25 protein-coding genes are annotated in these 24,443 nt (G+C 54.3%); 14 read left to right on the top strand and 11 right to left on the bottom strand.

From position 1 onward, the window contains the following. The first annotated feature begins 55 nt into the window (after positions 1 to 55). Complete coding sequence (locus AB8Q18_02195) at positions 56 to 742, top strand: sulfite exporter TauE/SafE family protein (protein ID XDZ52888.1); 687 nt, start codon at positions 56 to 58, stop codon at positions 740 to 742. Here AB8Q18_02195 and AB8Q18_02190 read toward each other — a convergent pair. The 5 genes from AB8Q18_02190 to AB8Q18_02170 form a co-directional block, all read right to left on the bottom strand. Beyond that, the gene (locus AB8Q18_02190) at positions 734 to 1,654 is read right to left on the bottom strand and encodes a metal ABC transporter solute-binding protein, Zn/Mn family (protein XDZ51877.1); all 921 of its coding nucleotides are present in this window, start codon (positions 1,652 to 1,654) and stop codon (positions 734 to 736) included. The genes AB8Q18_02195 and AB8Q18_02190 overlap by 9 nt on opposite strands. A gap of 34 nt (positions 1,655 to 1,688) precedes the next feature. Beyond that, on the bottom strand, positions 1,689 to 2,564 hold the full coding sequence (locus tag AB8Q18_02185; GenBank protein ID XDZ51876.1) for a metal ABC transporter permease: 876 nt from the start codon (positions 2,562 to 2,564) through the stop codon (positions 1,689 to 1,691). 21 nt (positions 2,565 to 2,585) lie between these two features. Next, positions 2,586 to 3,317: a metal ABC transporter ATP-binding protein gene (locus AB8Q18_02180; protein XDZ52887.1), complete on the bottom strand. Its 732-nt coding sequence runs from the start codon at positions 3,315 to 3,317 to the stop codon at positions 2,586 to 2,588. Between the two features lie 97 nt (positions 3,318 to 3,414). Then, positions 3,415 to 4,341, bottom strand: coding sequence for a GTP-binding protein (locus AB8Q18_02175; GenBank protein XDZ51875.1), 927 nt, complete (start codon positions 4,339 to 4,341; stop codon positions 3,415 to 3,417). Then, a complete protein-coding gene (locus tag AB8Q18_02170; protein ID XDZ52886.1) occupies positions 4,320 to 4,745 on the bottom strand; it encodes a Fur family transcriptional regulator in 426 nt (141 codons plus the stop codon). The genes AB8Q18_02175 and AB8Q18_02170 overlap by 22 nt, the downstream gene beginning before the upstream one ends. Positions 4,746 to 5,083: 338 nt before the next feature. On the opposite strand from AB8Q18_02170, the gene AB8Q18_02165 reads away from it, so the two are divergent. The 7 genes from AB8Q18_02165 (at position 5,084) to AB8Q18_02135 (ending at position 11,438) form a co-directional block, all read left to right on the top strand. After that, the gene (locus AB8Q18_02165; protein ID XDZ51874.1) at positions 5,084 to 5,539 is read left to right on the top strand and encodes a cytochrome c; all 456 of its coding nucleotides are present in this window, start codon (positions 5,084 to 5,086) and stop codon (positions 5,537 to 5,539) included. Positions 5,540 to 5,728: 189 nt separating this feature from the next. Next, complete coding sequence (locus AB8Q18_02160; protein XDZ51873.1) at positions 5,729 to 5,974, top strand: ferrous iron transport protein A; 246 nt, start codon at positions 5,729 to 5,731, stop codon at positions 5,972 to 5,974. Then, complete coding sequence (gene feoB, locus AB8Q18_02155; GenBank protein ID XDZ51872.1) at positions 5,971 to 8,334, top strand: Fe(2+) transporter permease subunit FeoB; 2,364 nt, start codon at positions 5,971 to 5,973, stop codon at positions 8,332 to 8,334. Before AB8Q18_02160 ends, feoB begins: the two co-directional genes overlap by 4 nt. Beyond that, entirely contained in the window at positions 8,334 to 8,561 is a 228-nt protein-coding gene (locus AB8Q18_02150) for a FeoC-like transcriptional regulator (protein XDZ51871.1), read from the top strand. Before feoB ends, AB8Q18_02150 begins: the two co-directional genes overlap by 1 nt. Positions 8,562 to 8,737: 176 nt before the next feature. Continuing rightward, complete coding sequence (locus AB8Q18_02145) at positions 8,738 to 10,078, top strand: short-chain fatty acid transporter (protein XDZ51870.1); 1,341 nt, start codon at positions 8,738 to 8,740, stop codon at positions 10,076 to 10,078. A 24-nt stretch (positions 10,079 to 10,102) separates the two neighbouring features. Beyond that, a complete protein-coding gene (locus AB8Q18_02140; GenBank protein XDZ51869.1) occupies positions 10,103 to 10,807 on the top strand; it encodes a CoA transferase subunit A in 705 nt (234 codons plus the stop codon). Position 10,808: 1 nt separating this feature from the next. Further along, the gene (locus AB8Q18_02135; GenBank protein XDZ51868.1) at positions 10,809 to 11,438 is read left to right on the top strand and encodes a CoA transferase subunit B; all 630 of its coding nucleotides are present in this window, start codon (positions 10,809 to 10,811) and stop codon (positions 11,436 to 11,438) included. Positions 11,439 to 11,484: 46 nt separating this feature from the next. Here AB8Q18_02135 and AB8Q18_02130 read toward each other — a convergent pair whose 3' ends face one another. After that, on the bottom strand, positions 11,485 to 12,369 hold the full coding sequence (locus tag AB8Q18_02130) for a DMT family transporter (GenBank protein XDZ51867.1): 885 nt from the start codon (positions 12,367 to 12,369) through the stop codon (positions 11,485 to 11,487). Positions 12,370 to 12,483: 114 nt separating this feature from the next. Between AB8Q18_02130 and AB8Q18_02125 the strand changes: the two genes are divergently transcribed. Next, positions 12,484 to 13,344 carry a LysR family transcriptional regulator gene (locus tag AB8Q18_02125; protein XDZ51866.1) on the top strand — a complete coding sequence of 287 codons (861 nt, stop codon included), beginning with the start codon at positions 12,484 to 12,486 and terminating at the stop codon, positions 13,342 to 13,344. Positions 13,345 to 13,485: 141 nt separating this feature from the next. Next, entirely contained in the window at positions 13,486 to 14,634 is a 1,149-nt protein-coding gene (locus AB8Q18_02120; protein XDZ51865.1) for a calcium:proton antiporter, read from the top strand. A gap of 150 nt (positions 14,635 to 14,784) precedes the next feature. On the opposite strand, the gene AB8Q18_02115 is transcribed toward AB8Q18_02120, so the two are convergent. The 3 genes from AB8Q18_02115 to bioB all read right to left on the bottom strand — a co-directional run bounded on the left by AB8Q18_02115 (position 14,785) and on the right by bioB (position 17,363). Continuing rightward, positions 14,785 to 15,291 (bottom strand): YbaK/EbsC family protein, encoded by a 507-nt coding sequence (locus AB8Q18_02115; protein XDZ51864.1) that lies wholly within the window; start codon positions 15,289 to 15,291, stop codon positions 14,785 to 14,787. Positions 15,292 to 15,302: 11 nt separating this feature from the next. Further along, positions 15,303 to 16,106 carry a DUF3298 domain-containing protein gene (locus tag AB8Q18_02110; protein ID XDZ51863.1) on the bottom strand — a complete coding sequence of 268 codons (804 nt, stop codon included), beginning with the start codon at positions 16,104 to 16,106 and terminating at the stop codon, positions 15,303 to 15,305. A gap of 252 nt (positions 16,107 to 16,358) precedes the next feature. Then, positions 16,359 to 17,363: a biotin synthase BioB gene (gene bioB, locus AB8Q18_02105; GenBank protein XDZ51862.1), complete on the bottom strand. Its 1,005-nt coding sequence runs from the start codon at positions 17,361 to 17,363 to the stop codon at positions 16,359 to 16,361. Positions 17,364 to 17,498: 135 nt separating this feature from the next. On the opposite strand from bioB, the gene uvrA reads away from it, so the two are divergent. Beyond that, positions 17,499 to 20,336, top strand: coding sequence for an excinuclease ABC subunit UvrA (gene uvrA / locus AB8Q18_02100; protein ID XDZ51861.1), 2,838 nt, complete (start codon positions 17,499 to 17,501; stop codon positions 20,334 to 20,336). A gap of 98 nt (positions 20,337 to 20,434) precedes the next feature. Beyond that, entirely contained in the window at positions 20,435 to 20,863 is a 429-nt protein-coding gene (gene rpiB / locus AB8Q18_02095) for a ribose 5-phosphate isomerase B (GenBank protein ID XDZ51860.1), read from the top strand. A gap of 62 nt (positions 20,864 to 20,925) precedes the next feature. On the opposite strand, the gene AB8Q18_02090 is transcribed toward rpiB, so the two are convergent. After that, the gene (locus AB8Q18_02090; protein ID XDZ51859.1) at positions 20,926 to 21,444 is read right to left on the bottom strand and encodes an SCP2 domain-containing protein; all 519 of its coding nucleotides are present in this window, start codon (positions 21,442 to 21,444) and stop codon (positions 20,926 to 20,928) included. Between the two features lie 207 nt (positions 21,445 to 21,651). Between AB8Q18_02090 and AB8Q18_02085 the strand changes: the two genes are divergently transcribed. Beyond that, positions 21,652 to 22,647 carry a peptidase U32 family protein gene (locus tag AB8Q18_02085; protein ID XDZ51858.1) on the top strand — a complete coding sequence of 332 codons (996 nt, stop codon included), beginning with the start codon at positions 21,652 to 21,654 and terminating at the stop codon, positions 22,645 to 22,647. Positions 22,648 to 22,658: 11 nt separating this feature from the next. After that, on the top strand, positions 22,659 to 23,552 hold the full coding sequence (locus AB8Q18_02080; protein ID XDZ51857.1) for a U32 family peptidase: 894 nt from the start codon (positions 22,659 to 22,661) through the stop codon (positions 23,550 to 23,552). A gap of 74 nt (positions 23,553 to 23,626) precedes the next feature. Here the strand turns inward: AB8Q18_02080 and AB8Q18_02075 are convergent, their stop codons facing one another. Continuing rightward, positions 23,627 to 24,082, bottom strand: coding sequence for a hypothetical protein (locus tag AB8Q18_02075; GenBank protein ID XDZ51856.1), 456 nt, complete (start codon positions 24,080 to 24,082; stop codon positions 23,627 to 23,629). Positions 24,083 to 24,443: the final 361 nt, after the last annotated feature.

The raw sequence follows: 24,443 nt of genomic DNA, 5'->3' as shown, positions 1-24,443 counted from the left end.
CGCGGCTGCGACTTAAGCTTTATAATAGAGGATTATCGGCGACGGCGACCCAAACATCATGGCGGACATTTCTTTCTTGGCCCTCTTTTTAATTGGCTTTCTTGGCGGAGGTCACTGCGTCGGCATGTGCGGCGGCCTCTCCAGCGCCTTTGCCCTGCAGCTGCCGCCCAACCTCAATCGCTTCACCCTCATCCTCTTATTAAACCTAGGCCGCATTCTGTCCTATGTGGTCATCGGCGTGTTGGTAGGCGCCCTCAGTCAGGCCGGCCTAAGCCTCGCCGACACCCAAGGCCCGCAGCACGTCTTGCTGCTGCTGGCCAATCTGTTTTTAATCCTGCTGGGCCTTTACCTTGCAGGCCTGTCGCATTTAGTCACCCGCATCGAAGGCATCGGCAAGCCGATTTGGCGACGTCTCAACCCCCTCTTAAACCAGCTGCTGCCGATCAAAAGTGCACCGGCCTGCTTTGGCGTGGGCATGTTGTGGGGCTGGCTGCCCTGTGGTCTGGTGTATACCGCCTCGATTTACGCCATGAGCAGCGGCAGCGCCCTCAAGGGCGGCGCCTATATGCTGGCGTTTGCCCTTGGCACCTTGCCCAATCTTTTGGTTTTAGGCGTCTTCGCCGCCCAGCTCAAAAGCCTATTACAAAAAAAAGCCGTACGCTTGGGCGTCGGCTTTTTGGTGGTTGCGGTGGCGCTGTGGCAAGGCCACAGCATGGGCCTGTATCAATGGCCGCTATTTTAGGCCTTTAGCTAAAAGGCTCACATTGTGACGAATCAAATCAATATAGGTGGCCGCTGGGCCTTTCGGGCCGCTTAAGGCATCTGAATACAGAGCGCCCTGCACCTTCACGCCGGTTTCCTTAGCTAGGCGCTCAATCAAGCGTTTGTCTTTAATGTTTTCCACAAACACCGCCTTAATGTGGTCTTGCTTTACCTGCCGAATGATGTTGGCCACGGTACGAGCAGAGGCCTCGCTTTCGGTGCTCACCCCCTGAGGCGCCACAAACTGAATCTGATAGCGCTGGCCTAAATAGGCAAAAGCACCATGAGCAGTCAAGACTTTACGCTGAGCGACCGGAATCGGCTTGAACTGGGCAGCGGCCCAAATATTTAGCTCTTTCAAACGATTTTGATAAGCGCTGAGGCGTTGCTGATAATAGGCTTTGCCCTGTGGATCGGCATAGGTTAAGGCCTTGGCCACGTTGGCGGCATAGGCCTGCATCAACACTGGATCATGCCACACGTGTGGATCCAAACCGCCATGATGATGCCCTGGCTCACCGTGGCCGTGATCATGATCATCGTGCTCGTTTGCTGCCAAAGCCTTAATGCCCTTGGTCACCATCGCATACGGTGCCGTGCCCTGCTTCACCACGCGTTCTAGCTGTGCGCCCTCAAAACCCAAACCATTGAGCAACACCAGCTTGGCCTGGCCTAGGGTACGAATGTCCTTAGGCGTCAGCTGATAAACGTGGGCGTCTTGGTCTGGTCCGACTAAATTGGTGACGGTCACGCGCTCACCACCCACCTGTTTGGCTACGTCGCCCAAAATACTGAAGCTGCTCACCACTGGCAGCGGTGCGGCCACAGCCACCCCAGCAAAGCCTAAACAGGCTGCCACGGCGGTATGAACCGTGAATGTTTTGATGCTCATAATGTCCCTATCCCCTTACGCTGAATTGTCTTCATTAAGCCACGCGATGTTTACTGCGCCAAAGCCTGGCCACAACGCCGCCGTGAACCCCAAAAATCACCGACAGCAGATACACCAAGCCACACAGCAAAATAATCGCTGGGCCTGATGGCACTTCTATATAAAACGACAGCAACAGGCCGCCATAGCCACACACAAAGGCAATCAAGCAAGCAATGCTGAGCACCTTGCCCATGCTGTTGGCCCACAGGCGGGCGCTGATCGCCGGCACCATCATCAAGCCCACCGACATTAAGGTGCCTAAGGCCTGAAAGCCCGCAACCAGATTAATCACCACCAGCACGAGGAAGGCGCCGTACCACAACCCGCCCTTACCGTTGACGGCTCGCAAAAACGTTGGATCGATGCTCTCCATCATCAACGGCCGATACATGATGGCCAAGGCCAATACCGTGACGGTGGTGACGCTGGCCACCAGCACTAGGGCTGGCTCATCCACCGCTAAAACTGAACCAAATAAAAGGTGTAATAAATCCACGCTGCTGCCGTTAACGCTCACCAGCAACACCCCTAGGGCCAAACTACTGAGGTAAAAAGCAGCGAAGTTGGCGTCCTCTTTCAAGCTGGTGAAGCGGCTGGCGAGGCCAGCAAATAAGGCCATCAATACCCCCGCCACAAAGCCGCCTAAACTCATCGCTGGCAGGCTTAGGCCCGCCACCATATAGCCAATGGCGGCACCGGGCAGGACCGCATGGCTCATGGCATCACCCATTAAGCTCATGCGTCGCATCACCAAAAACACCCCGATGGGGGCACTGCTTAAGGCTAAACAAAAACTAGACACCAAGGCGAAACGCATAAAGCTGAATTCGACAAAGGGTTCAATCAATAAAGTATATAAATCACTCATAGGGTTCTTTGTGGGTTGTTCTTAATCAACGGCACACCAGCTGCCGTCTTGTTGCCAATGGTTCATTTTATGGCTAGCCTTACGCAACCATTCTGGCTGCATCACCTCATTAGTTGGGCCTTCGGCAATCTTTTCACGCGCAATCAACACCGTACGAGGAAAGTAGTCTTGCACTTGCGCCACATCGTGCAGCACCGCCACCACGGCCTTACCGCGCGCCAAACAGCCTTGCAAAACCACCAATAAATCCTGTGTGGTTTTAGCGTCAATCGCATTAAAAGGCTCATCTAAGAGCAAAAACTGTGCGTCTTGCACCAGCATGCGGGCAAACAGCACCCGCTGAAACTGGCCATTAGACAACTGGGCGATGGCGCGGTCTTTAAACGCCAGCATGCCCACTTGCTCCAAAGCTTCACTCACCCGTGCGCGCTGCGCTTGGCTCACGCCGCCAAAAAAACCAATTTCATACCATAAGCCCATGGCGGCCAGTTCAAACACGCTCATCGCCTGGCTGCGGTCGACGTCGCACTGCTGCGGCAGATAAGCCAAGTCCTGCCGTTTTAAGCCGTCCCAAACCACGGTGCCGGTGTCACAGTGCAACAAACCCATAATGGCCTTCAACAGCGTCGATTTACCGGCACCGTTAGGGCCAAAAATCGCGCAGGCTTCATGCTCGCGGAAGGTCACGTCGACGTGGTGAATAGCCGGATGACGCTGATAGCTAACCGTCGCGTTATTGACAATAATCGGCATCAGCGCACCGCCCACAGAAACACCAGCCACACGCTGGCCACTAGCCCTAAGGCCAAGCCCAGCCTAAAAACGGCACTGCGTAACAATAAAGAATTCATTATTTTTCTAAAGCTGCCTGTAATAGTTGTTCAATTTTATCGGCGTCAAAGCTCGTCGCAATCAGCTCAAAGCGGCTGTCGCGGCGCCAAGACACCTGAGTCGCGCCCCATTGGCCATCGACCCAGTTCAGCCACACCCACGTATCCAACACCCGAAATACACCCTTAGCCCGCACCAGCCCGGTGCTCAACTGCGGTAAATCATTAAAAAAGTTGGTCAGCCGCTCGCCATCAAAATTCAGTTCGGCGGCAAAGGTAAAGCCCTGCGACTGATAGCCTAAGTCGTTATCAGACAGCGCCTGTAAGCGGTAGCGGCTTTTTTCAATGACCGGTGTATCCAGCCAAGCCAAATCAAGTTCGGCGTCTGTGACTTCGGCCACCAAGGCCTTCGGTGGGAACAGCTTGGCCGCACGCTGACGAAACTCAGCTAAAGTGGCCTCATCGCATAAATCGATTTTACTCGCTACCAATACGTCGGCCACGCTGACCTGATCCTTATACAGCGTTTGTTTGGCGTATTGATCGGCTACAAACTGGCGCGGATCCACCACGGTAAACACGGCACCGACGCTGACTAAGTCGCTCAAAGGCTTGGCGTTTAATTCGTCGATGACGCTGGCGGCATGGGCTAGGCCACTGGCTTCAATCAACAGCCGATCGGGCTGATAGTCGCGCATGATTTTGGTGACGGTGCTGGACATTTGTGGCCCAGCCACACAGCACAAGCAGCCGCCAGACACTTCGGCAACGGGAATGCCGTCGTCGCTCAACACCGCACCATCGATGCCAATTTCGCCAAACTCATTGACGATGATGGCCCATTTTTCATTTGGGTCTTTTTGCGCCATCAGGCTTTTGATGGCACTGGTTTTACCCACCCCTAAGAAGCCTGAAAACAAATGCGCTATTGTTTTGTTCGTTGACATTGCTGACACATCCCCGTTAACACCATATGTTCATCGGCAAGCACAAAGCCTTGATCGGCCACGCCGGCTTTAAACGCCTGCCACTGTGGCCCCGCCACTACTTCTTTTACTTCACCACACTCATTACACAATAAAATCAGCGCGTGGTGGTGCGCCTCATGATCGTGCAGGTTTTGGCATAAAATATAGCCGTTGACCGCCGCCACCTTATGCAGCACGCCTTGATCGGCCCAAAAATCTAGGGCTCGGTACACCGTCGGCGGCGCCACATTGCCGCGCATTTTCTGCATCTCGGCCAACACGTCATAGGCTTTGACCACGCCAGTACGGTTGAGAATCAAATCCAAGACCGTTTCTCGTAGCGGCGTCACCAACGCTTTGTTCTGCTGACAGCTCAGCAGCACTTGGGTTCTGTATTGAGTTAAGTGCACATCAACTCCTTTAATCTTCGCGAATAAATGGATGTTATAATATAACAGAAAAAATCACAAGCACTTAAGCCGTATTTCGCTACGCTTTATTAATTGCCATTAAAATGACATAATGCTATTAACCAAGGTTAATAGACGGAATTAAAGCGTAAAACGATTGAATTTTGTCATATCCATAGTAGAATAATGCCAAACAGACGGCCCCAACATAAACCATCATGCGGGTGGCTGCGGCAGATTATGATTTAAGTTTGCATGAAAACACAACAAACCAATTGAGTTTGTCTGATTAATATTTAAAGGAACCCACCATGAAAAAAACCCTGTTGGCGGTTACTGCTGCCCTTACTTTGCTTGCCGCCTGCGGCCAATCAACGCCTCCAGCCGAAAAAGGCCCTAACTCTGAAGCCCGCTCTACAGCTTTTAAAAGCATGATGCCTAACTTCTCAACCATGGGCAAAATGGTTAAAGGCGACGTAGACTATGACGTTGAAGCCTTTAAACAAGCCGCAGCTGGGTTTGCTACCGAAAGCCAAGTGCCGTTCCAACACTTTGAATCTGACGGTGAAGGTAAAGATGGCGACGCCTTGCCAAACGTTTGGACCGATGCAGCAGGCTTTAAACAAGCTGAAGACAACTTCCACAACGCCGTGGCGACCCTAAACGATACCGCCCAAACCGGCGATCTAGACCAAATTAAAGTGGCATACGGCAACGTGGGCGCGACCTGTAAAGCTTGTCACGACTCATTCCGCAAGCCTCAATAAGCGTCATCGAGCTTACTCAACGGCCCGCCTTTAGCGGGCCGTTTTTTATCTGTCGCACAAATGCCACGAATTCGCGCTTAAGCCTTGATCCACATCAGCCAATACCGCCTTAGCGCTGATGATAGAAACAGTTATTACTATCATTTATATTCCTCAATCATCGTCGTGACCATTCGACAGCGAATCTCTATGCCTCCTTGCTCCCTCGCTCAACTTCCGCTGGGCCACAGCGCCCGAATCACCAGCCTCACCGCGGCGGCGGCACCGTTTCGACGCAAACTCTTGGCCATGGGCATCATTCCTGGCCAAGAGGTCACTGCCGTACGCCTGGCGCCATTAGGCGATCCATTAGAAATTCGCATTCGTGGCTTTAAGCTGTGCCTACGCCTAAGCGAGGCCGCCACCATCATGGTCCAACCCGAGACCGCATCATGACACCACAACGCCTGCCTTTGCAGCAAATTGCCCTGATCGGCAATCCTAACAGTGGTAAAACCACCTTATTCAATAAACTCACCGGCGCCCAGCAGCACGTGGGCAACTGGCCTGGCGTCACCGTAGACAAAAAAACCGGTCACTACCGCCATCAACAGCAGCGCATTAACGTGGTCGACCTACCCGGCACCTACGCCTTAGAAAGCCTAGAGGACGGCGTCTCCCAAGACGAGCTGGTGGTGCGTCAGTTCGTACAGCACGATCAAGACAGCCTCATCGTCAACGTCGTCGACGCCACTAATTTACACCGCAACCTTTATCTCACCACCCAATTAGTCGACCTAGGCCGCCCCATGCTGGTGGTGCTCAACCTAATGGATGCTCTGGCGCGCAACGGCGAAGTGATTGATCTGAAGGCGCTGGCGCAGCAGCTTGGCTGTCCCGTCATCGGCATCTGCGCCAATAAAAGCGTGGGATTAACAGCGCTCAAAGATTTAATCAACCAAGCCTTGGCCGAACCCACGCCGCCGCAGCCGCTGCTCAACACCTTAAGCCCAGCCCAAAGCGCTGCCCTTGACCTTGCTCGGGCTAACTTGGCCGACAACAGCCCGATCAAACAGTATTCTCGCTGGCAGCTGCTCGACGCTTTATTGCAGCCAGAGCACGCCCCCCCAGCGGAACAGGCCGATCTCAAACGCATCGCCAGCGCCCTACAGCCCCAATCAGAAGACCTCGATATGGCCTTGGCCAGCAGCCGCTACGACTGTATTGATGCCCTGACCCGCAGCGTCATCAGCCAACCGCGTGCGGCCAGCGCCAGCCTGACCGAACGCATCGACGCCCTCGCTCTGGGCCGACTCACCGGCCTGCCGTTTTTTCTACTGGCGATGTACCTCATGTTCTTATTGGCCATCAACATCGGCTCGGCCTTCATCGACTTTTTCGACATTTTGGCGGCGACTGTACTGGTCGACGGCAGCACCTATTTATTACAGCAGCTACACGCACCCGCCTGGCTGATCACCATCTTGGCCAACGGTGTGGGCACCGGCATCCAAACCGTGGCCTCGTTTATTCCCGTGATTGCGGCCATGTTCCTCTGCCTTTCCTTCATGGAAGACTCAGGCTATTTGGCGCGTGCCGCCATGGTGGTCGATCGCGGCATGCGCACCATTGGCCTGCCAGGCAAAGCCTTTGTCCCCATGCTGGTTGGCTTTGGCTGCAACGTGCCCGCCATCATGGGCACCCGCACCTTAGAAAGCCCGCGCGATCGCCTCATGGCCATCATGATGATCCCGTATATGTCGTGCGGGGCACGACTACCGGTGTACGCCCTATTTGCGGCGGCCTTTTTCCCTAGGAACGGCCAGAACGTGGTGTTCCTGTTGTATCTACTGGGCATTTTGGTGGCCATCATCACTGGCCTGATGCTCAAACACTCTATTTTGCCAGGCGGCAACACGCCCTTCATTATGGAGCTGCCTGCCTATCGCCTGCCCACGGCACGCAACATCGCCATGCTGACCTGGTCGCGCCTCAAAAGCTTTATCCTGCAGGCGGGTAAGGCCATCGTCATCATGGTCGTAGGCCTAAGCCTGTTGAATTCGCTCGGTAGCGACGGCTCTTTTGGCAATGAAAACACTGACCGCTCGGTGCTGGCCAATATCGGCAAGGGATTAACCCCTGCATTTAGCCCCATGGGCGTAGACCAAGACAACTGGCCAGCCACGGTGGGTATTTTCACCGGCATTTTTGCCAAAGAGGCCGTCATCGGCACCCTTAATGCCCTGTACAGCCAAATGGGCAGCGACGCAGCCGACAATGGCGATTCAGACTACGACCTCATGGCCGGCGTGCGCGCCGCGTGGGCTTCCGTGCCCGAAAACCTCAGCACCGTCATCCACAATCTGGCCGATCCCTTAGGCATTAACCAGCAAATGGCCGACGGCGACCTAGCGACCGTTATGGATGAAAATGAGATCGACAACCGCACCATTACCCAGATGCACTTGGCCTTTGGCAGTAGTGCCGCTGCCATTGCCTATCTGATGTTTATTCTGCTGTACACGCCTTGCGCAGCCGCACTGGGGGCGGTTTATCGCGAAGCCGGCAGCAAATGGACGCTAATCGTGGCGCTCTGGAGCTGGACGGTGGCGTGGCTGGCGGCCACGGCCTATTATCAAAGCACGCGCCTAAGCTTAGCACCACAGCAGGCCAGTATTTGGCTCATTGGCATCGCTCTTTTTGTGTTGCTGTGCTTTGCCGTGCTGCGTCTGCTGGGTAAACGCCTGAACGCGACGCCGGTACTCAAACCCAGCAAGCCCCGCGACGGCGACTGCTGCGGTGGCGGTTGTCACTGATGCTGTTCGCCATCAAGGCCCACATTGGCCAACACCCCAATATCAGCCTGAATGAGCTGGCCCACTATTTTGACGTGTCGCCCAGCGCCATGCAGGCCATGGTGGGCCAATGGATGCGCAAAGGCCACGTCATCGCCACCGAAGCCCAGAGCGGCTGTCGCAGCAGCTGTGGCGGCTGTACTCAGGCCTGCGCCAACATCTACTATCGTTGCCGCCCCGAGCTTTAACCCACGCGCCTCATCGGCGCGTTTTGTTTGCCTCTTGGCCGCGACAGCCGCACTTTGCTCCAGCAAAGGCCTAAAGCATTTACACTACTAGGGTTATCACGTAAGCTAGGCCTGCTGACCTCCATAGAAGTGGTCACACCAACAAAAACAAACGAGAACCCTATAGAGGACATACTATGTTCACATTACTCACGCAGGCCAGCGTTAAGCTGGTACAGCGCTACCTGCCGTCGCCCTTTATCTTTGCCCTATTGCTGACATTTTTCGTCATCGTCGTGGGCATGTTGTCTACCCAACAATCCCTATTCGCCATGGTCAATCACTGGTATGGCGGCCTGTGGAGTCTGTTTAACTTTGCCATGCAAATGGCGCTGATCTTGGTGACGGGCTACGCCCTCGCGCGGGCACCCATCGTGAACCGCTTCCTCGACAAGCTCGCTAGCCTGGCCAAAACGCCGGGCCAGGCCATCATTTACGTGACCCTAGTCGCCCTAGCCGCGTGCTGGCTCAACTGGGGCTTTGGCCTGATCGTCGGCGCGGTTTTTGCCCGCGCCTTAGCGCGTCAGGTAAAAGGCGTGGATTATCCGCTGCTGGTGGCTTCCGCCTATTCTGGCTTTTTAATTTGGCACGGCGGCCTCTCTGGCTCCATCCCCCTCGCCTTGGCCACGGCCGGCGATGACTTGATGCGGCTTTCCGGCGGCGTCATCACCGAACCCATCAGCACGGGCGACACCTTATTCACCTCTTTGAACTGGTTCATCATTGCCGGCCTGGTGATTGGCCTACCGCTATTAAACCGCGCCATGCACCCCAAAAACCCAACCGTAGTGGATCCGGCCTTAATGGTACAGGCTCAAGCCCAGCTGCCTGAGCGCACCACCCCCGCCCAAAAAATTGACGACAGCCGCCTAGTGGCTTGGCTGGTACTGGCGCTGGCCTTGATTGCCTACGCCCAATACTTCAGCCACAATGGCTTTGCGCTGGGCCTAAACGTGGTGATCGGTTTATTCCTATTTTTAGGCCTCTGGGCCCACAAAACCCCTGAGCGCTATATGCGCGCGGTTGAAGACAGCATCACCGGCATTGCCGGCATCGTGCTGCTGTTTCCGTTTTACGCCGGCGTGATGGGCATCATGGGCGGCGCTAATGCCGAAGGCGTGTCATTAAGCTCGCAAATCACCCAAGCCTTTATCTCTTGGTCGACGGCCGACACCTTCCCCGTGTTCGCCTTCTTAAGCGCAGGTTTAGTGAACGTATTCGTGCCTTCTGGCGGTGGCCAGTGGGCGGTGCAAGGCCCTATTATGCTGCCAGCTGGCCAAGCCTTAGGCGTGTCGCCAGCGGTATCAGCCATGGCCATTGCTTGGGGCGATGCGTGGACCAATATGATCCAGCCATTCTGGGCTTTACCGCTCTTAGGCATTGCCGGCTTAGACGCGCGCGCCATCATGGGCTACTGCCTGATCATTTTATTTTATGCCGGTGCATTGATTGCCGGCGCCTTTTACTTATTTGGTTAAACAACAACAATCGAGGAGAACTAAATGAACAAACAATACCCTGATGCGGCCACTGCCCTGGCCGACATCGTCCAATCAGGGCAAACCATAGCCGTGGGCGGCTTTGGTCTGTGCGGCATCCCAGAGGCCTTAATTGTGGCCTTACGCGACAGCGGTAAGGATCAGCTAACCTGCATCAGCAATAATGCCGGCGTCGACGACTTTGGCTTAGGCCTACTGCTCAAAACCAAGCAGATTTCAAAAATGATTGCATCGTATGTGGGCGAAAACAAAGAGTTTGAACGCCAATTCTTAAGCGGCGAACTCGACGTTGAGCTGACCCCACAAGGCACGCTGGCCGAAAAACTGCGGGCGGGCGGCGCGGGCATACCTGCGTTTTACACCCAAACCGGCGTCGGCACCTTAGTGGCCGAAGGCAAAGAAATCCGTCAATTCAACGGTAAAGACTATGTGTTAGAACAGTCACTCACCGCCGACATCGCTTTGGTTAAAGCCTATAAGGCCGACAAGGCTGGCAACTTAATCTTCCGCAAAACGGCACAAAACTTTAACCCACAGTGCGCCATGGCCGGCAAAATCACCATTGCCGAAGTGGAAGAAATTGTGGAAATTGGCGAACTCGATCCGGATCAAGTTCATTTACCTGGTATTTACGTGCAGCGCGTGGTGGTCAACGCCCAACCTGAAAAACGCATTGAACAACGTACCCTAACCGTAAAGGAAGCTTGAGATGGCCTGGACTAAAGCACAAATGGCACAGCGTGCCGCCCAAGAATTAGAAGATGGTTTCTACGTGAATCTGGGCATTGGTTTGCCCACCCTAGTGGCCAACCACATCCCTGATGGCATGGACATCTGGCTCCAGTCAGAAAACGGCTTATTGGGCATTGGCGCCTTCCCAACGGAAGAAGAGCTAGACGCCGACCTCATCAATGCAGGCAAACAAACCGTGACGGCGCGTCCGGGCGCTTCCTTCTTTTCCAGCGCCGATTCGTTCGGCATGATCCGCGGTGGCCACGTCAACTTAGCCATCTTAGGCGCCATGGAAGTGTCAGAGCAAGGTGACCTAGCCAACTGGATGATTCCCGGCAAGATGGTCAAAGGCATGGGCGGCGCGATGGATTTGGTTGCCGGTGTACAGCGCGTCATCGTGCTGATGGAGCACACCACCAAAACTGGTGAACCCAAAATCCTGCCCAACTGTACCCTACCCCTTACCGGCACGGCCGTAGTCAACCGCATCATCACCGACTTAGGCGTGTTAGACATCACCGCCAACGGCGTTCAGCTGGTTGAACTCGCCGAAGGCGTGGATTTTGACGCCCTACAGGCCGCAACCGGCGTGACCATTCAGCGCTAATGGCTTGACCTTAAAACACAAACCGCGAGCTAAGCTCGCGGTTTTTTTATGCCTGCGCCGCTCGCTTAGGCGCCGCTGTCGGCCTAGGACCACGCAGCGACAGCAGCACCGCCGCCAGAATCACCGCACCGCCCAACATCATTTTACCCGTTGGCACTTGCGCAAAGAACAGCCACGCCATCATGATGGCGTAGACCGGCTCTAAAGCAATCACCACCGACGCCGTTTTGGCCGCGACACCCTTGAGGCTGTAGACAAACAGAGTAAACGCCACCGCCGTACAGGCCACCCCTAAAAAGGCCAACAACCACCAGTCTTGAACAGAATAATCGCCTAGGCTTGCGGCACCAAACGGCAGCAGCACCACGGTAATGCCCAAGAACTGGAGCCACGATGACTGCACCGCGCCCAGATGGGTTTGATTATGGCGGTTATACAGCACCACCAAGCTGTAAGACATGCCCGAGGCCACGCCCCATAACAGCCCAATCGTGGAGCCGTGCGACAGGCTAAAGGCCGGCGTCACCAACAGCAAGCCTAAGGCAATCAAGCCAATCACCAGTACATCGGTAGCGGTCAATCGTTCTTTAAAGAACAAAGTATCAAACAACAGCACAAAGGCTGGAAAGCTGGCAAAACTCAGCGTGCTAATAGCAATGCCGCCCGTGTGCACGCTGAGAAAGAAAAACAGCCAGTGCGCCGCCAGCAGCATGCCCGACACCATGAGTTTCGCCACATTCGCCGCGCTCACTGGCTTGAGTCGTGGCGCACGACTCAACAGCAACACCACGCTCAACGTCAAAAAAGCAAATAAGCCACGCACCAAAACCGTCGCCACCACACTGCCCGTCAATTGATGGCCGATGATGGCGGTGGCGCCATAAAGCATGGCGCAGGTCTGAAGGGCAAACTGATAACGTAGCGGCGTCATATGGCCACCTTATGGGTTAATTAATCGTACATTCAGTCTATAGGACGAAATATCTTTATCAAAACGAATAATACGGGCATTATCTATTCGATTATCAAATACAAAGGACGCCATATGGCCTTACCGGATTTAGAAATCGCGTGGCTGCGCAGCTTTGTCGCCGTGACCCAAAGCGGATCGATGACCGATGCGGCCAAAACGGTTTTTCGCTCCCAGTCAGCGATCAGCATGCACATCAAGAACATCGAAACCGTGCTGCAACGTCAGGTATTCATCCGCGAAGGGCGCCGCCTCAGCCTCACCCCGATTGGGCAAGAGCTATTGGGTTACGCCCAAAGCATTTTGGCCTCCCATGCCACGGCGCTACAGGCCTTGGTTGGTTCCAGCGTCGCGGGTAAAATCAGCCTAGGCATTCCCGATGACTATGCGCCAGAATATCTGCCCCAAGTCTTGAGCCTGTTCACCGAAAAATACCCTGCTATTGAGCTGTCGTTAATCTGTGAGCCATCCTCTGCCCTCATTCCCAAAATCGAAGCCAATGAGCTGGATCTGGCCATCATCAGCCGAGACACGCCCGACCAAGGCACCTTCTTATTCAACGAACCGCTGCTGTGGCTAGGTGCAGAAGCCTACCCTGTTTGGCAAAAACGCCCCCTGCCCATCGCCATGTATGAATTCGGCAGTCAGGCCCGTAAAAACATCATCCACAGCCTCGCCAGCCTCGAAGGCGGCCATCGTATCGTCTACAGCAGCCCTTATATTGCGGGGCAGCTCGCCGCAGTGAAAAGCGGAATGGCCATTGCGGTAGTGACTCAATGCAGCGTCCCACCGGGTTTTTTAGTGTTAAACAAACACCATCTGCCCGAGCTACCTACGCTCAGCGTGGCCGTCATCGACAGTCCGCAAAGCGTCAGCGCGCCGCTGGTACAGCTATTAAAAGAAGACATCATCGCCCGCCTACAGGTTTCTGGCTAAGGCTTGGGCCTAGGCCAAAATGTTGCTATAATTGCTTCTTATTTTTCTATTAACGGTTGCTGCATCACCATGTAGGCAATAAGGCCAGACGACTGGCCTGAACGTGACCTGTTGGGACGACCCGTATTCTGGAAACCGCCCATGACACACACTCAATCTTCCCCTTCTTTGTGGCAACAGCTGTGCCCACCGCTCACCCTATTGCGCCTCTTCATTGGCTGGGGCATGGTTGGGCTGTTTGCCGTGTATGCCGACGTTTGGCTGGCGCAACCGATGAGCACCGTCAGCGCCAGCGTGATTTTTTCTGTGCTGTTCGGCAGTATTATTTTCGCCTCGTTTGGCGTGGTGAACGAAGCCGATCATCTGGCTCACGCCCTAGGCGAGCCTTACGGCACCTTGATTTTGACCTTATCCATCGTGCTGATCGAGGTCATCTTAATCGCCACCGTCCTCCTTGGCCCTGGCGACAACCCCACCATTGGTAAAGACGCCATTTTCTCCGTGATGATGATCATCATGAACCTCGTCATGGGCCTCGGCCTGTGGCTTGGCGGTCGGCGCTACGGCCAGCAAAGCCATAACGCCCAAGGCGCCCAAAGCTATTTAGCCATGATCGTGCTGCTCACCGGCATTTCCATGGTATTGCCCAACTTCACCAGCGGCCAAGGCCAGTTTCATCCTGCTCAAGCGTGGGTGGTGTCGGTCTTGACCTTAGGCCTCTACGCCGCCTTCTTATGGGGCCAGATTGGCCGCTATAAAGGCCTGTATCAAGCGCCCATCAGCAGCACCGACGCCCCTACCGAAGCGTCTGAGCCAACAGCCGCCAAAGTGGCCCGCAGCATGATCATCGGCCGCTCTGTGGTTTTGGTGCTCACCGTGTTGCCCATCGTATTATTGGCGCATCATTTGGCCATTGTGATTGATATTGGCATCAGCACCACCGGTGCCCCTATTGCGCTCAGCGGCGTATTGATCGCCATCATCGTGTTTACCCCTGAATCCATCACCGCAGTAAAAGCCGCCTTGGCCAACGACATGACGCGGGCCGTCAATCTGTGTTTGGGCGCCTTTGTTTCCACCGTCGGCCTAACCATCCCCACCGTGTTGCTTTTGGCCTGGGCCTTAGGCAAGCCGCTGCACATGGGCTTAAACCCCACCGAAACCGTGCTGCTGGTGCTGACCATCGCCTTAAGCATGCTGAGCTTTGCTGGCCAGCGCACGCATGCCGTGCTGGGCCTCATCCACCTCAGCCTTTTTGTGATGTTTGGCATGCTCTTGTTCGTCCCCTAAAATCAGCACGCAAAAAAATAGACAGCTCTAGGCTGTCTATTTTTGTTTAGAGGCATCGCTTTAGGGTAAAAAAGCGCAGCCTACTATCACGGCCGCACCCCTCAGAAGCTTAAGCCGCAGGGGCTTCGACCCTCTCTATGGCAAAACGGCCTACGTGGTTGCCGACTCGGCCACCCTCACCCAACGCCCTTGCGTCAACAACGGCAACGACTGCGGCGGCAACGAACACATCGATTCGGCCACGCCAGCGGCAGCCCACACCGTCTCATACTGTAATAATGCCTCGTCCAAAAACGTCACCAAAGCACTTAAATGCGCCACAGGCGGCACCCCGCCAATCGCATACCCCACTTTGGCTTTAATGTCTTTCCCAGCAGCCTTAACCAGCCGTCGCCCGGTTTGCTCGTGGATCAAGGCCAAGTCTACGCGGTGCGCGCCTGACGCCACAATCAACACCAGCTCACCGCTGCCCTCATCCTGAAAAATCAAGGAATTGGCAATCTGCCCCACCGACACGCCCAGCACTTCAGCAGCCAATACGGCCGTTTTAGCTGAGGTTGTGCTCATGTGTAAACGGCTGTCGACGCCGCTAGCGGCCAAACAGGCCATGACTTGCTGCACCTTTATAGGCAAGTCTGAAGCAGATGAATCAGGCATAAGGCATCGTCCTATTTATTTTTAATCTGGTTAACTAGCTGTGACAGCAAACTTTTGCCATCTTTAGCCTTAGCGATGGCGCCATAGGGCAGCACAAAGTCGGGCATCCCTGCGGCATAAGGCGCTACTTCGTATTGGCCATACACAAACAACAGGCCGTCTTCCGTTAGGGCAAACTGCTCTGGCAGCTTAAACTGATCATTTTCAAACCAGTAGCCGCTCTCAGTTAAGGTTTCATTGGCCTTTACCTCATTATCTAAGCGAAAAAAGGGTTCTGCAATCCCAGTTAAGGCCTTTAATTCAGAAGCCGTGAATAAATCGGCCAGCTTGACCACGCGCTGCGTTTTCACGTCAATATTGTCGAAGTGCACCCAGGCCGAGCCATGCGCCCCGCCCGAATAAGTATCGTATTCACGCGTGATGACCAAGGCCCGAGGGCTTTGTGCACTCACGTAAACGTGTTGATTGGCGCTCCAAGCAAAGGCATTCGGCTCATCCTTTTGAAACTCAAGAAAGCTCTCACGCAATTCCTTAGCGTCGTCTTCAAACCAGGCCAAAGCTGGTTTTTCCACCAGCCAGTTTAGCCATGCGGCCTGAAACTTAGGATAACGTAATTCAGCCACCGTCTCTTTGACCCGCTTGCCTTTTTCATTCAACACGGTCGCCGTCAGGTTTTTTTTCAAGACCACAAACGGAAACGCCGTTTGCTGGCGTGCATTGTCTACCGTATGCGGTAGGGTTTTAGCGCCAACGGGGGCCAAAGACAGGCCCATACAGGTAAAAACGGCCAGCAAGAGGCGGGAATGGGTGCTCATGTCTATCCTTAATAATGATTAAACCAAGTTGACTATAAAATGATTGGCTGCGGCTGGCAACCACTATGCAGGCACAAATAGCCACAGCACCGCAGGCATACGTCTAGTCGATTCAGCGCTAAGGACCTGACCCTACTCAAACTCAAGGCCAGCATGGGCATGAACGCGCCATCATACCGCCCCTACCGCCAAAGACAAACGGCAGCCCTAAGGGCTGCCGTTTGCTGTGATTCGCTTATGATTATGAGGGTATTAAGTGGTTGGGTTCAACTGTAAAGGATACAAATTAAGCTTGGCCATCAATACCTGATCATCGTCTTGTTCTGGGTTGGCCGTGGTTAATAATTTCTCGCCGTAGAAAATCGAATTGGCACCGGCCATAAAGCATAAGGCCTGTACCGATTCGGGCATGTTTTGGCGACCTGCCGATAAGCGCACGTAACTATTGGGCATGGTGATGCGCGCCACCGCAATGGTGCGCACAAACTCAGTCCAATCCAAGTCTTCAGCATCGGCCAAAGGCGTACCTTCCACCTTGATGAGCTGATTGATCGGCACCGATTCAGGTTGAGGATCTAGATTAGCCAAGCTGGCGATCAGACCGGCGCGGTCTTTACGGGTTTCGTTCATGCCTACAATACCGCCACAACACACTTTAAGGCCGGCCGTACGCACTTTCCCTAGGGTGTTGATGCGGTCATCAAACTCACGGGTTTGAATGATGTCATCGTAATGCTCGGGGGCGGTATCGAGGTTGTGGTTGTAATAGTCTAGACCGGCATCGCGCAGCTCTTCTGCCATGCCGTCTTTAAGCAAACCAAAAGTACCACAGGTTTCCATGCCTAAATCTTTCACCGCCTTAATGATTTCGGCCACTTTGGTCACGTCGCGAGGCTGAGGCCCACGCCAAGCAGCGCCCATGCAAAAACGGCTGGCGCCGCGCGATTGGGCAATCTTGGCCTTAGCCAAGACTTCCTCTACCGACAGTAAAGCCTGTTTTTCAACGCCGGTGCTAAAGTGGGCCGACTGCGGACAATAAGCGCAGTCTTCGGGGCAGCCGCCGGTTTTAATCGACAGCAGGCTGGATAATTGTACCGCTCGGGGATCAAAGTGCTGGCGGTGAACTTCAGCCGCCTGAAACACTAAATCTAAAAAAGGAAGCGCATACAAATCTTCAATTTGACACACACGCCAATACGCCACCGATGGGTGGGGCGTATGACTGGGCTTGCGCGTTAAGGTAACGACGTCAGTCATAACAGTATTCCTGTTCTCTAAAAAGTAGATATAGTCGTCCGATCAGAACCATTCCAAAAGCAAATGTAGACCAATCAAACGGAGAAGCGAAAAACAAGTTATAATAACAGGTTCATTTAATTGGTGTCAGCAAACATGGAATACATTCGGATCCGCGGTGCGCGCACGCACAACCTTAAAAACGTCGATTTAGACCTACCTCGCCACAAACTCATTGTGGTGACAGGCTTATCTGGCAGTGGTAAAAGCTCGTTGGCGTTTGATACGCTGTATGCAGAAGGTCAGCGTCGCTACGTAGAAAGCCTGTCTTCCTATGCGCGCCAATTCTTACAAATGATGGAAAAGCCCGACGTTGATTTAATCGAAGGCCTATCCCCCGCGATCTCGATCGAGCAAAAGGCCACCAGCCACAATCCACGCTCCACCGTGGGCACGGTCACCGAAATTCACGACTATCTGCGCCTCTTATTTGCTCGCGCCGGTACGCCCTACTGCCCAGAACACCATGAGCCGCTGGCCAGCCAAACCATTTCTCAAATGGTCGACCATGTTTTAGCGCTGCCAGACGAAACCAAAATCATGATTTTGGCCCCTGCCGTGGTCAACCGTAAGGGTGAAAACCTAGATTTATTTGAAGACTTACGCGCCCAAGGCTTTGCCCGCGTACGCATTAATGGCACGGTGCATGAGCTAGACGCCCTGCCCAGCCTCAATAAAAATCAAAAGCACACCATTGAAGTCGTGATCGACCGTTTAAAGGTTCGCCCCGACGCCAAGCAGCGTCTGGCCGAAAGCTTTGAAACCGCCCTACAGCACGGTGAAGGCCGCGCCATGGCAATGGAAATGGACGACGGCACCGAACACTGGTTTTCGGCTAAATTTGCTTGTCCGAAATGTGCTTACAGCCTGCTGGAACTTGAACCGCGTCTATTCAGCTTTAACAACCCCATGGGCGCCTGCCCGAAATGTGATGGCCTCGGCGCCACCAACTTCTTCGACCCCAATCGCGTGGTGGCCCACCCAGAACTGTCTTTAGCCGCTGGCGCGATTAAGGGCTGGGACAAGCGTAACGCTTTTTACTTCCAGATGATTCAGTCGCTGGCCGGTCACTACGGCTTCGACATCAACACTCCCTTTGAAGACTTAACCAAAGAAGTACAAGACGTTGTCCTCAACGGCTCGAAAAAAGAAGTCATCGACTTTACCTATTTGTCTGAAAAAGGCACCCACTTTAACCGCAGCCATGCGTTTGAAGGCATTTTGCCTAATCTTGAGCGACGCTATCGCGAAACCGATTCGGCCACCGTGCGCGAGGAGCTGTATAAATACCAAAGCCATCAGGCCTGCCCTGTCTGCCTAGGTGCTCGTCTGCGCCCAGAGGCACGCCACGTATTCGTCGCCAACCAAAGCATTCAAGACATCAGCGCCTGGCCGCTAAAAACCACCCATGCGTTTTTTAAAGACCTCACGCTAGAAGGCAATAAACAGGCCATCGCCGAAAAAATCCTGCAAGAAATCAGCGCCCGCCTCAGCTTCCTGATCAACGTGGGCCTAGACTACCTCAACCTGTCCCGCAGCGCCGACACCTTGTCCGGCGGCGAAGCCCAGCGCATTCGCTTGGCCAGCCAAATCGGCTCAGGCCTAACCGGCGTCATGTACGTGTTAGACGAACCGTCTATTGGTCTACACCAACGCGACAACGATCGCCTCTTGGGTACCTTGATGCGCTTACGCGACCTAGGCAACAGCGTGATTGTGGTGGAACACGATGAAGACGCCATTCGCGCCGCCGACTACGTGGTCGACATGGGCCCTGGCGCGGGCGAACACGGCGGTGCCGTATTGATTGCCGACACGCCTGAAAACGTGGCCAACAGCGCAGACTCCATTACCGGCCAATACTTATCCGGTAAAAAAGCCATTTACATGCCCAAAGTACGCACCCCGATCAATCCTGATCGTCGTTTAATACTGAAAGGCGCCCGCGGCCATAATCTTAAAAACGTTACCTTGGATCTGCCTTTAGGCTTGATTACCTGCATCACCGGCGTGTCTGGCAGCGGCAAGTCCACCCTCATCAACGCCACCTTGTCTAAAATCGCAGCGCAAGAGCTTAACCGCGCTAGCCAAGAGTCGGCACCTTACGACAGCATCCACGGCCTCGAGCATCTAGACAAAGCCATTAACGTCGACCAAAGCCCGATTGGCCGTACGCCACGCTCTAATCCAGCCACCTACACCGGCTTATTCACTCCGATTCGGGAACTGTTTGCAGGCGTGCCGCTGTCGCGCGAGCGCGGCTACAGCGTGGGCCGCTTTAGCTTTAACGTTAAGGGTGGCCGCTGCGAAGCTTGTCAGGGTGATGGCATGATTAAGGTCGAAATGCACTTCTTACCCGACGTTTACGTGCCTTGTGACGTGTGCCACGGCAAACGCTACAACCGCGAAACCTTAGACATCCAGTACAAAGGCAAAACCATCAGCGAAGTGCTCGACCTCACCGTCGAAGACGCTCTGACCTTCTTCGAAGCCGTACCAACACTTAATCGTAAGCTTCAAACCTTAATGGACGTCGGTTTAGGCTATATTCGCCTCGGCCAAAGCGCCACCACGCTGTCTGGCGGTGAAGCGCAGCGAGTGAAGCTGGCGCTGGAGCTGTCTAAGCGCGACACTGGTCGCACCCTCTATATTTTGGATGAACCGACCACCGGCCTACACTTTGCCGACATCGCCATGCTGCTGGACGTTTTACAACGCCTCAAAGGCAAAGGCAACAGCATTGTCATCATCGAACACAACCTCGACGTCATCAAAACCGCCGACTACGTGATCGACTTAGGCCCAGAGGGCGGCGACGGCGGCGGCATGATCATCGCCACCGGCACCCCTGAAGAAGTAGCGGCCAACGCCAAAAGCTATACCGGCAAATATCTAGCCAAAACCTTGGCCGCCAGCCAAGTTCGGCCAGATTAAGCCACAGACTGGCGGCCTCGCCGCCAGTCGTCCAAAACCGCGCCAGAATGGGCCGCGGTTTTTTTACCTTTGTTCTTTTATCATCACGAGTGAATCATATGAAAATTGCGATCGCCAACGATCATGGCGGCACCCAGCTTAAGCACGCCATTGTGCAGCACCTCAGCGCCAAAGGCATAGACGTCATCAATCTGGGCACTGACGCCGACGCCAGCGTCGACTACCCCGACTACGCCAAAAAAGTCACCGATGCCCTGTTGGCACAAGAAGCAGACCTAGGTATTTTGTGCTGCGGCACCGGCATCGGCATGTCGATTGCGGCTAATAAAGTAGCCGGTATTCGCGCCGCCGTGGTCAGCGACACCTTCTCGGCTCAAGCCACCCGCGAACACAACCACAGCAACATTCTTTGCCTCGGCCAACGCGTAGTCGGCGAAGGCCTAGCCCTGCTTTTGGTTGACACTTGGCTCGCCGCCACCCCACAGGCAGGCCGCCACCTCGGCCGCGTGGCCAAGCTCGAGGCCTAAGCCTCAACCGCAAAAAAGCCTAAGCAACACCGCTTAGGCTTTTTTTGTGGCTCATCGAAGCGTTAACTTGCCGTCACGCTGGCCGTAGCTGGCGCCGCCTGGCCCGCAGCCACGAACTGCGCCAACTTTTGCATGCCGACGCGTAACGCCGTCGGCATCGCGTCTAAATCAACCGCATCCATCAAATTTTTAACGTATAGCCCCAGCTCAGTATCACCCTCAACCCAGAGCCGACGTTGAAAGAACAAGGTGTCTGGATCTTGCTGGCGCGCCGCGATCAAAATCAAATCATTGGCTTCTCCACTAAACAACACATCAGCCACCACTGAATCGGCAGGCACCACGACAATTTTTTGGTTTTTTAACGTCATCGCCCAAGCCAAACCCAGATCACGCACTTCAATGCGCAGCCATTTCTCACTTAGAAAATCCAATTCACCCTCGGCCAAAGCTTCGTTAAGCTGCCATGAAATCAAATGGGTCAATACCTGTTTTTTCAGCCCAAAGGGCGTCATGCCCAACGGCCCACGTAACCATTTGGGCGCATGGCGCACCAAATTACAGTGTAGTTGCGACAGCATCTTCATTCCTCCTTTGGTCAAACCCTCATTATTACTGGCTGCCAATTTAACGTTTGGGCTTAAATCAAATAAAGGTCACTTTAAAATTTGCCGCCGCCTTCAAGCCATGCTTTTCTGCTTAATGTCAAACACGCCCCAACAGGGACTCATTATGATGAGGATCGTTTGGCGCCGTCAGAGCGCCTCGATCACACCATAGAGGTCACCATGGAATTACTTTGTCCTGCCGGCAATTTGCCGGCCTTAAAAGAGGCCATCAACCAAGGCGCCGACGCCGTCTACATCGGCTTTAAAGACGACACCAACGCCCGCCATTTTGCCGGCCTCAACTTCACCGACAAAAAGCTTTTAGAAGCCTCGGAATTTGTGCATCAACGCGGCAAGAAACTACACGTCGCCATCAACACCTTCGCCCACCCCGATGGCTTTGGCCGTTGGCAGCGCGCCGTCGACCAGGCCGCCGCCATTGGCGCCGACGCCTTAATCTTGGCCGACATCGCCATGCTCGACTACGCTGCCGAACGTCATCCTCACATCGAACGCCACGTTTCCGTACAGGCATCCGCCACCAATGTGGAAGCCATCAACTTCTACCACCGCAACTTCGCCGTGCATCGCGTCGTGCTGCCGCGGGTCTTGTCGCTGTTTCAAGTCGCCCAGCTGGCCAAAACCAGCCCTGTACCGCTAGAGGTTTTTGCCTTTGGCAGCCTGTGCATCATGGCCGAAGGTCGTTGCTACTTATCTTCTTATTTAACCGGTGAGTCGCCCAATACTGCTGGCGCCTGTTCACCTGCTCAATACGTACGCTGGGCCAATACGCCCAAGGGCTTAGAGTCCCGCCTCAACGACGTGTTGATTGACTGCCATCAAGAAGGCGAAAACGCTGGCTACCCGACCTTGTGTAAAGGCCGTTACTTTGTCGACGGCCAGCTCTACCACCCTCTGGAAGAGCCCACCAGCCTAAACACCCTCGCCCTGCTACCCGACCTACTGAAAGCCAACATCGCCTCGGTCAAAATCGAAGGCCGTCAGCGCAGCCCCGCCTACGTGGGTCAAGTTGCTAAGGTATGGCGTCAAGCCATTGATGCGTGCCTACGCGACCCTGAAGCCTACGCACCCAAACCCGAATGGATGGCCACTTTAGGCGCCGTCTCCGAAGGCACCCAAACCACGCTGGGCGCCTACCATCGTAAATGGAAATAAAGGAACCTCTCATGCAATACGCCCTTGGCCCCATTTTATATTACTGGCCCAAAGCCGACACCGAAGCCTTTTATCAAGCCGCTCAAAACAGCTCAGCCGACATCATCTATCTGGGCGAAAACGTGTGCAGCAAACGCCGAGAACTGAGCGCCGGCGACTGGATTGAGCTGGCCAAAGCCGTGGCTCAATCCGGTAAGCAAGTCGTGCTCTCAACCATGACGTTGATCGAAGCGCCGTTTGAACTCAAAGAAATGCGCCAGCTCATCGACAACGGTGACTTTCTCATCGAAGCCAACGACCTAAGCGCCGTGCATTTGGCTGCCGAACGTAAGCTGCCGTTTATTGCAGGCCCTGCGCTCAACGTTTACAACGCTTACACCTTAAAGATTCTGCTGCGCCAAGGCATGATGCGCTGGTGCATGCCGGTAGAGCTGTCGCGCAGCTGGCTGGCACAAACCCTAGATCAGTGCGACACGCTGAGCATTCGCGGCCGCTTTGAAGTGGAGGTATTCAGCTATGGCCATCTACCACTGGCCATTTCAGCCCGCTGCTTTACCGCCCGCTCAGAGGATCGTGATAAAGATCAGTGTAAAACCTGCTGTATTCATTACCCTACTGGCCGAGCGGTACACTCGCAAGAAGGCCAACAGGTGTTTGTGTTGAACGGTTTACAAACCCAAAGCGGCTACTGCTATAACCTCGGCAATGAATTGGACGGCATGCGCGGCCTCGTCGACGTGGTGAGGCTGTCGCCGCAAGGCCTAAGCACCCTTGCCCTAATTGAGCAATTCAAAGCCAATGAGCAAGGCGCCCACCCGTTAACCTTAACCGACGCACAAGATTGCAATGGCTATTGGCTAGGCGCAGCAGGGTTGGACCTCAAAACCATGGCGCAATCCATGTAAGCCAGCCGCCACTCGCCCATAAAAAAACCGTGTCCGCCCACAAGGCAGTACACGGTTTATCATTGCAAGCAAACTTAGCTGGCCACTACTTTACAGTACTTGGTGATGATGTTGCTCACCTCAGTCGACTTGCCGCCTTCTTCTTGCGTGCCTTCTTGCATCAACATATTACCGTCCACGCTGGCCACATTGGCCAAAGTCGCGGCACCAGACGCCCAGGTAATACCACTGCCTTGGAACACGTTGCCTTCTTGCTTGGGATCGCGCAACAGCACTGGCGTGGTTTGATCTTGATAGGTCACAACCGCCGCCACGGCTTCTTGGCCCTTAAAGCCATATTTCACCGCCAGTTTTTGATCACCTTGCTGGCCGCAGGCATAAGTCACGTCTTTTGTGGTGTCTACAGCAACCTCTTTCGGTGCAGCATCTTTGCCTTGATCAGCATCGGCGGCTGTACCAGGTGCGGCGCAGCCAGTTAATACTGCCATCACGGCAACGGCAGGCAACCATTTCAACAGGGGTTTAGTCATGAATCTGTCCTTTATTTTCTGTTTAAGAGGTTATAGTACGAGTCATAGCCTGTTAGTGAAGTTCCAACTTTTTTAACCATTGCTTTATGATGCGGCCAATTTCAGCCCTAAAATAGGCCGCATTTAGGGATAATATGTAAGCCATGGTTTATCGTATCGTTCCCTATACTTTTTTTACGTCTACAGCGTAGGCCCTTAAGCGTAGGGTGGGTCGTGACCCACGCGGGTTTTAAATGTAGGCACCTGAACACCTTAGGAGTGGTGGGTAGGCTACGCTTTACCCACCCTACGCGACGGTCAATAATCCAGGGTTTATCGTATCGTTCCCTATGCTTTTTTTTACGTCTACAGCGCAGGCCCT

It is taken from the genome of Neisseriaceae bacterium CLB008 (assembly GCA_041228285.1).
Lineage (GTDB): Bacteria > Pseudomonadota > Gammaproteobacteria > Burkholderiales > Neisseriaceae > JAGNPU01.
Note: the sequence above shows the minus strand (reverse complement) of the source record. Positions and strands in the feature narration are given on the sequence as shown.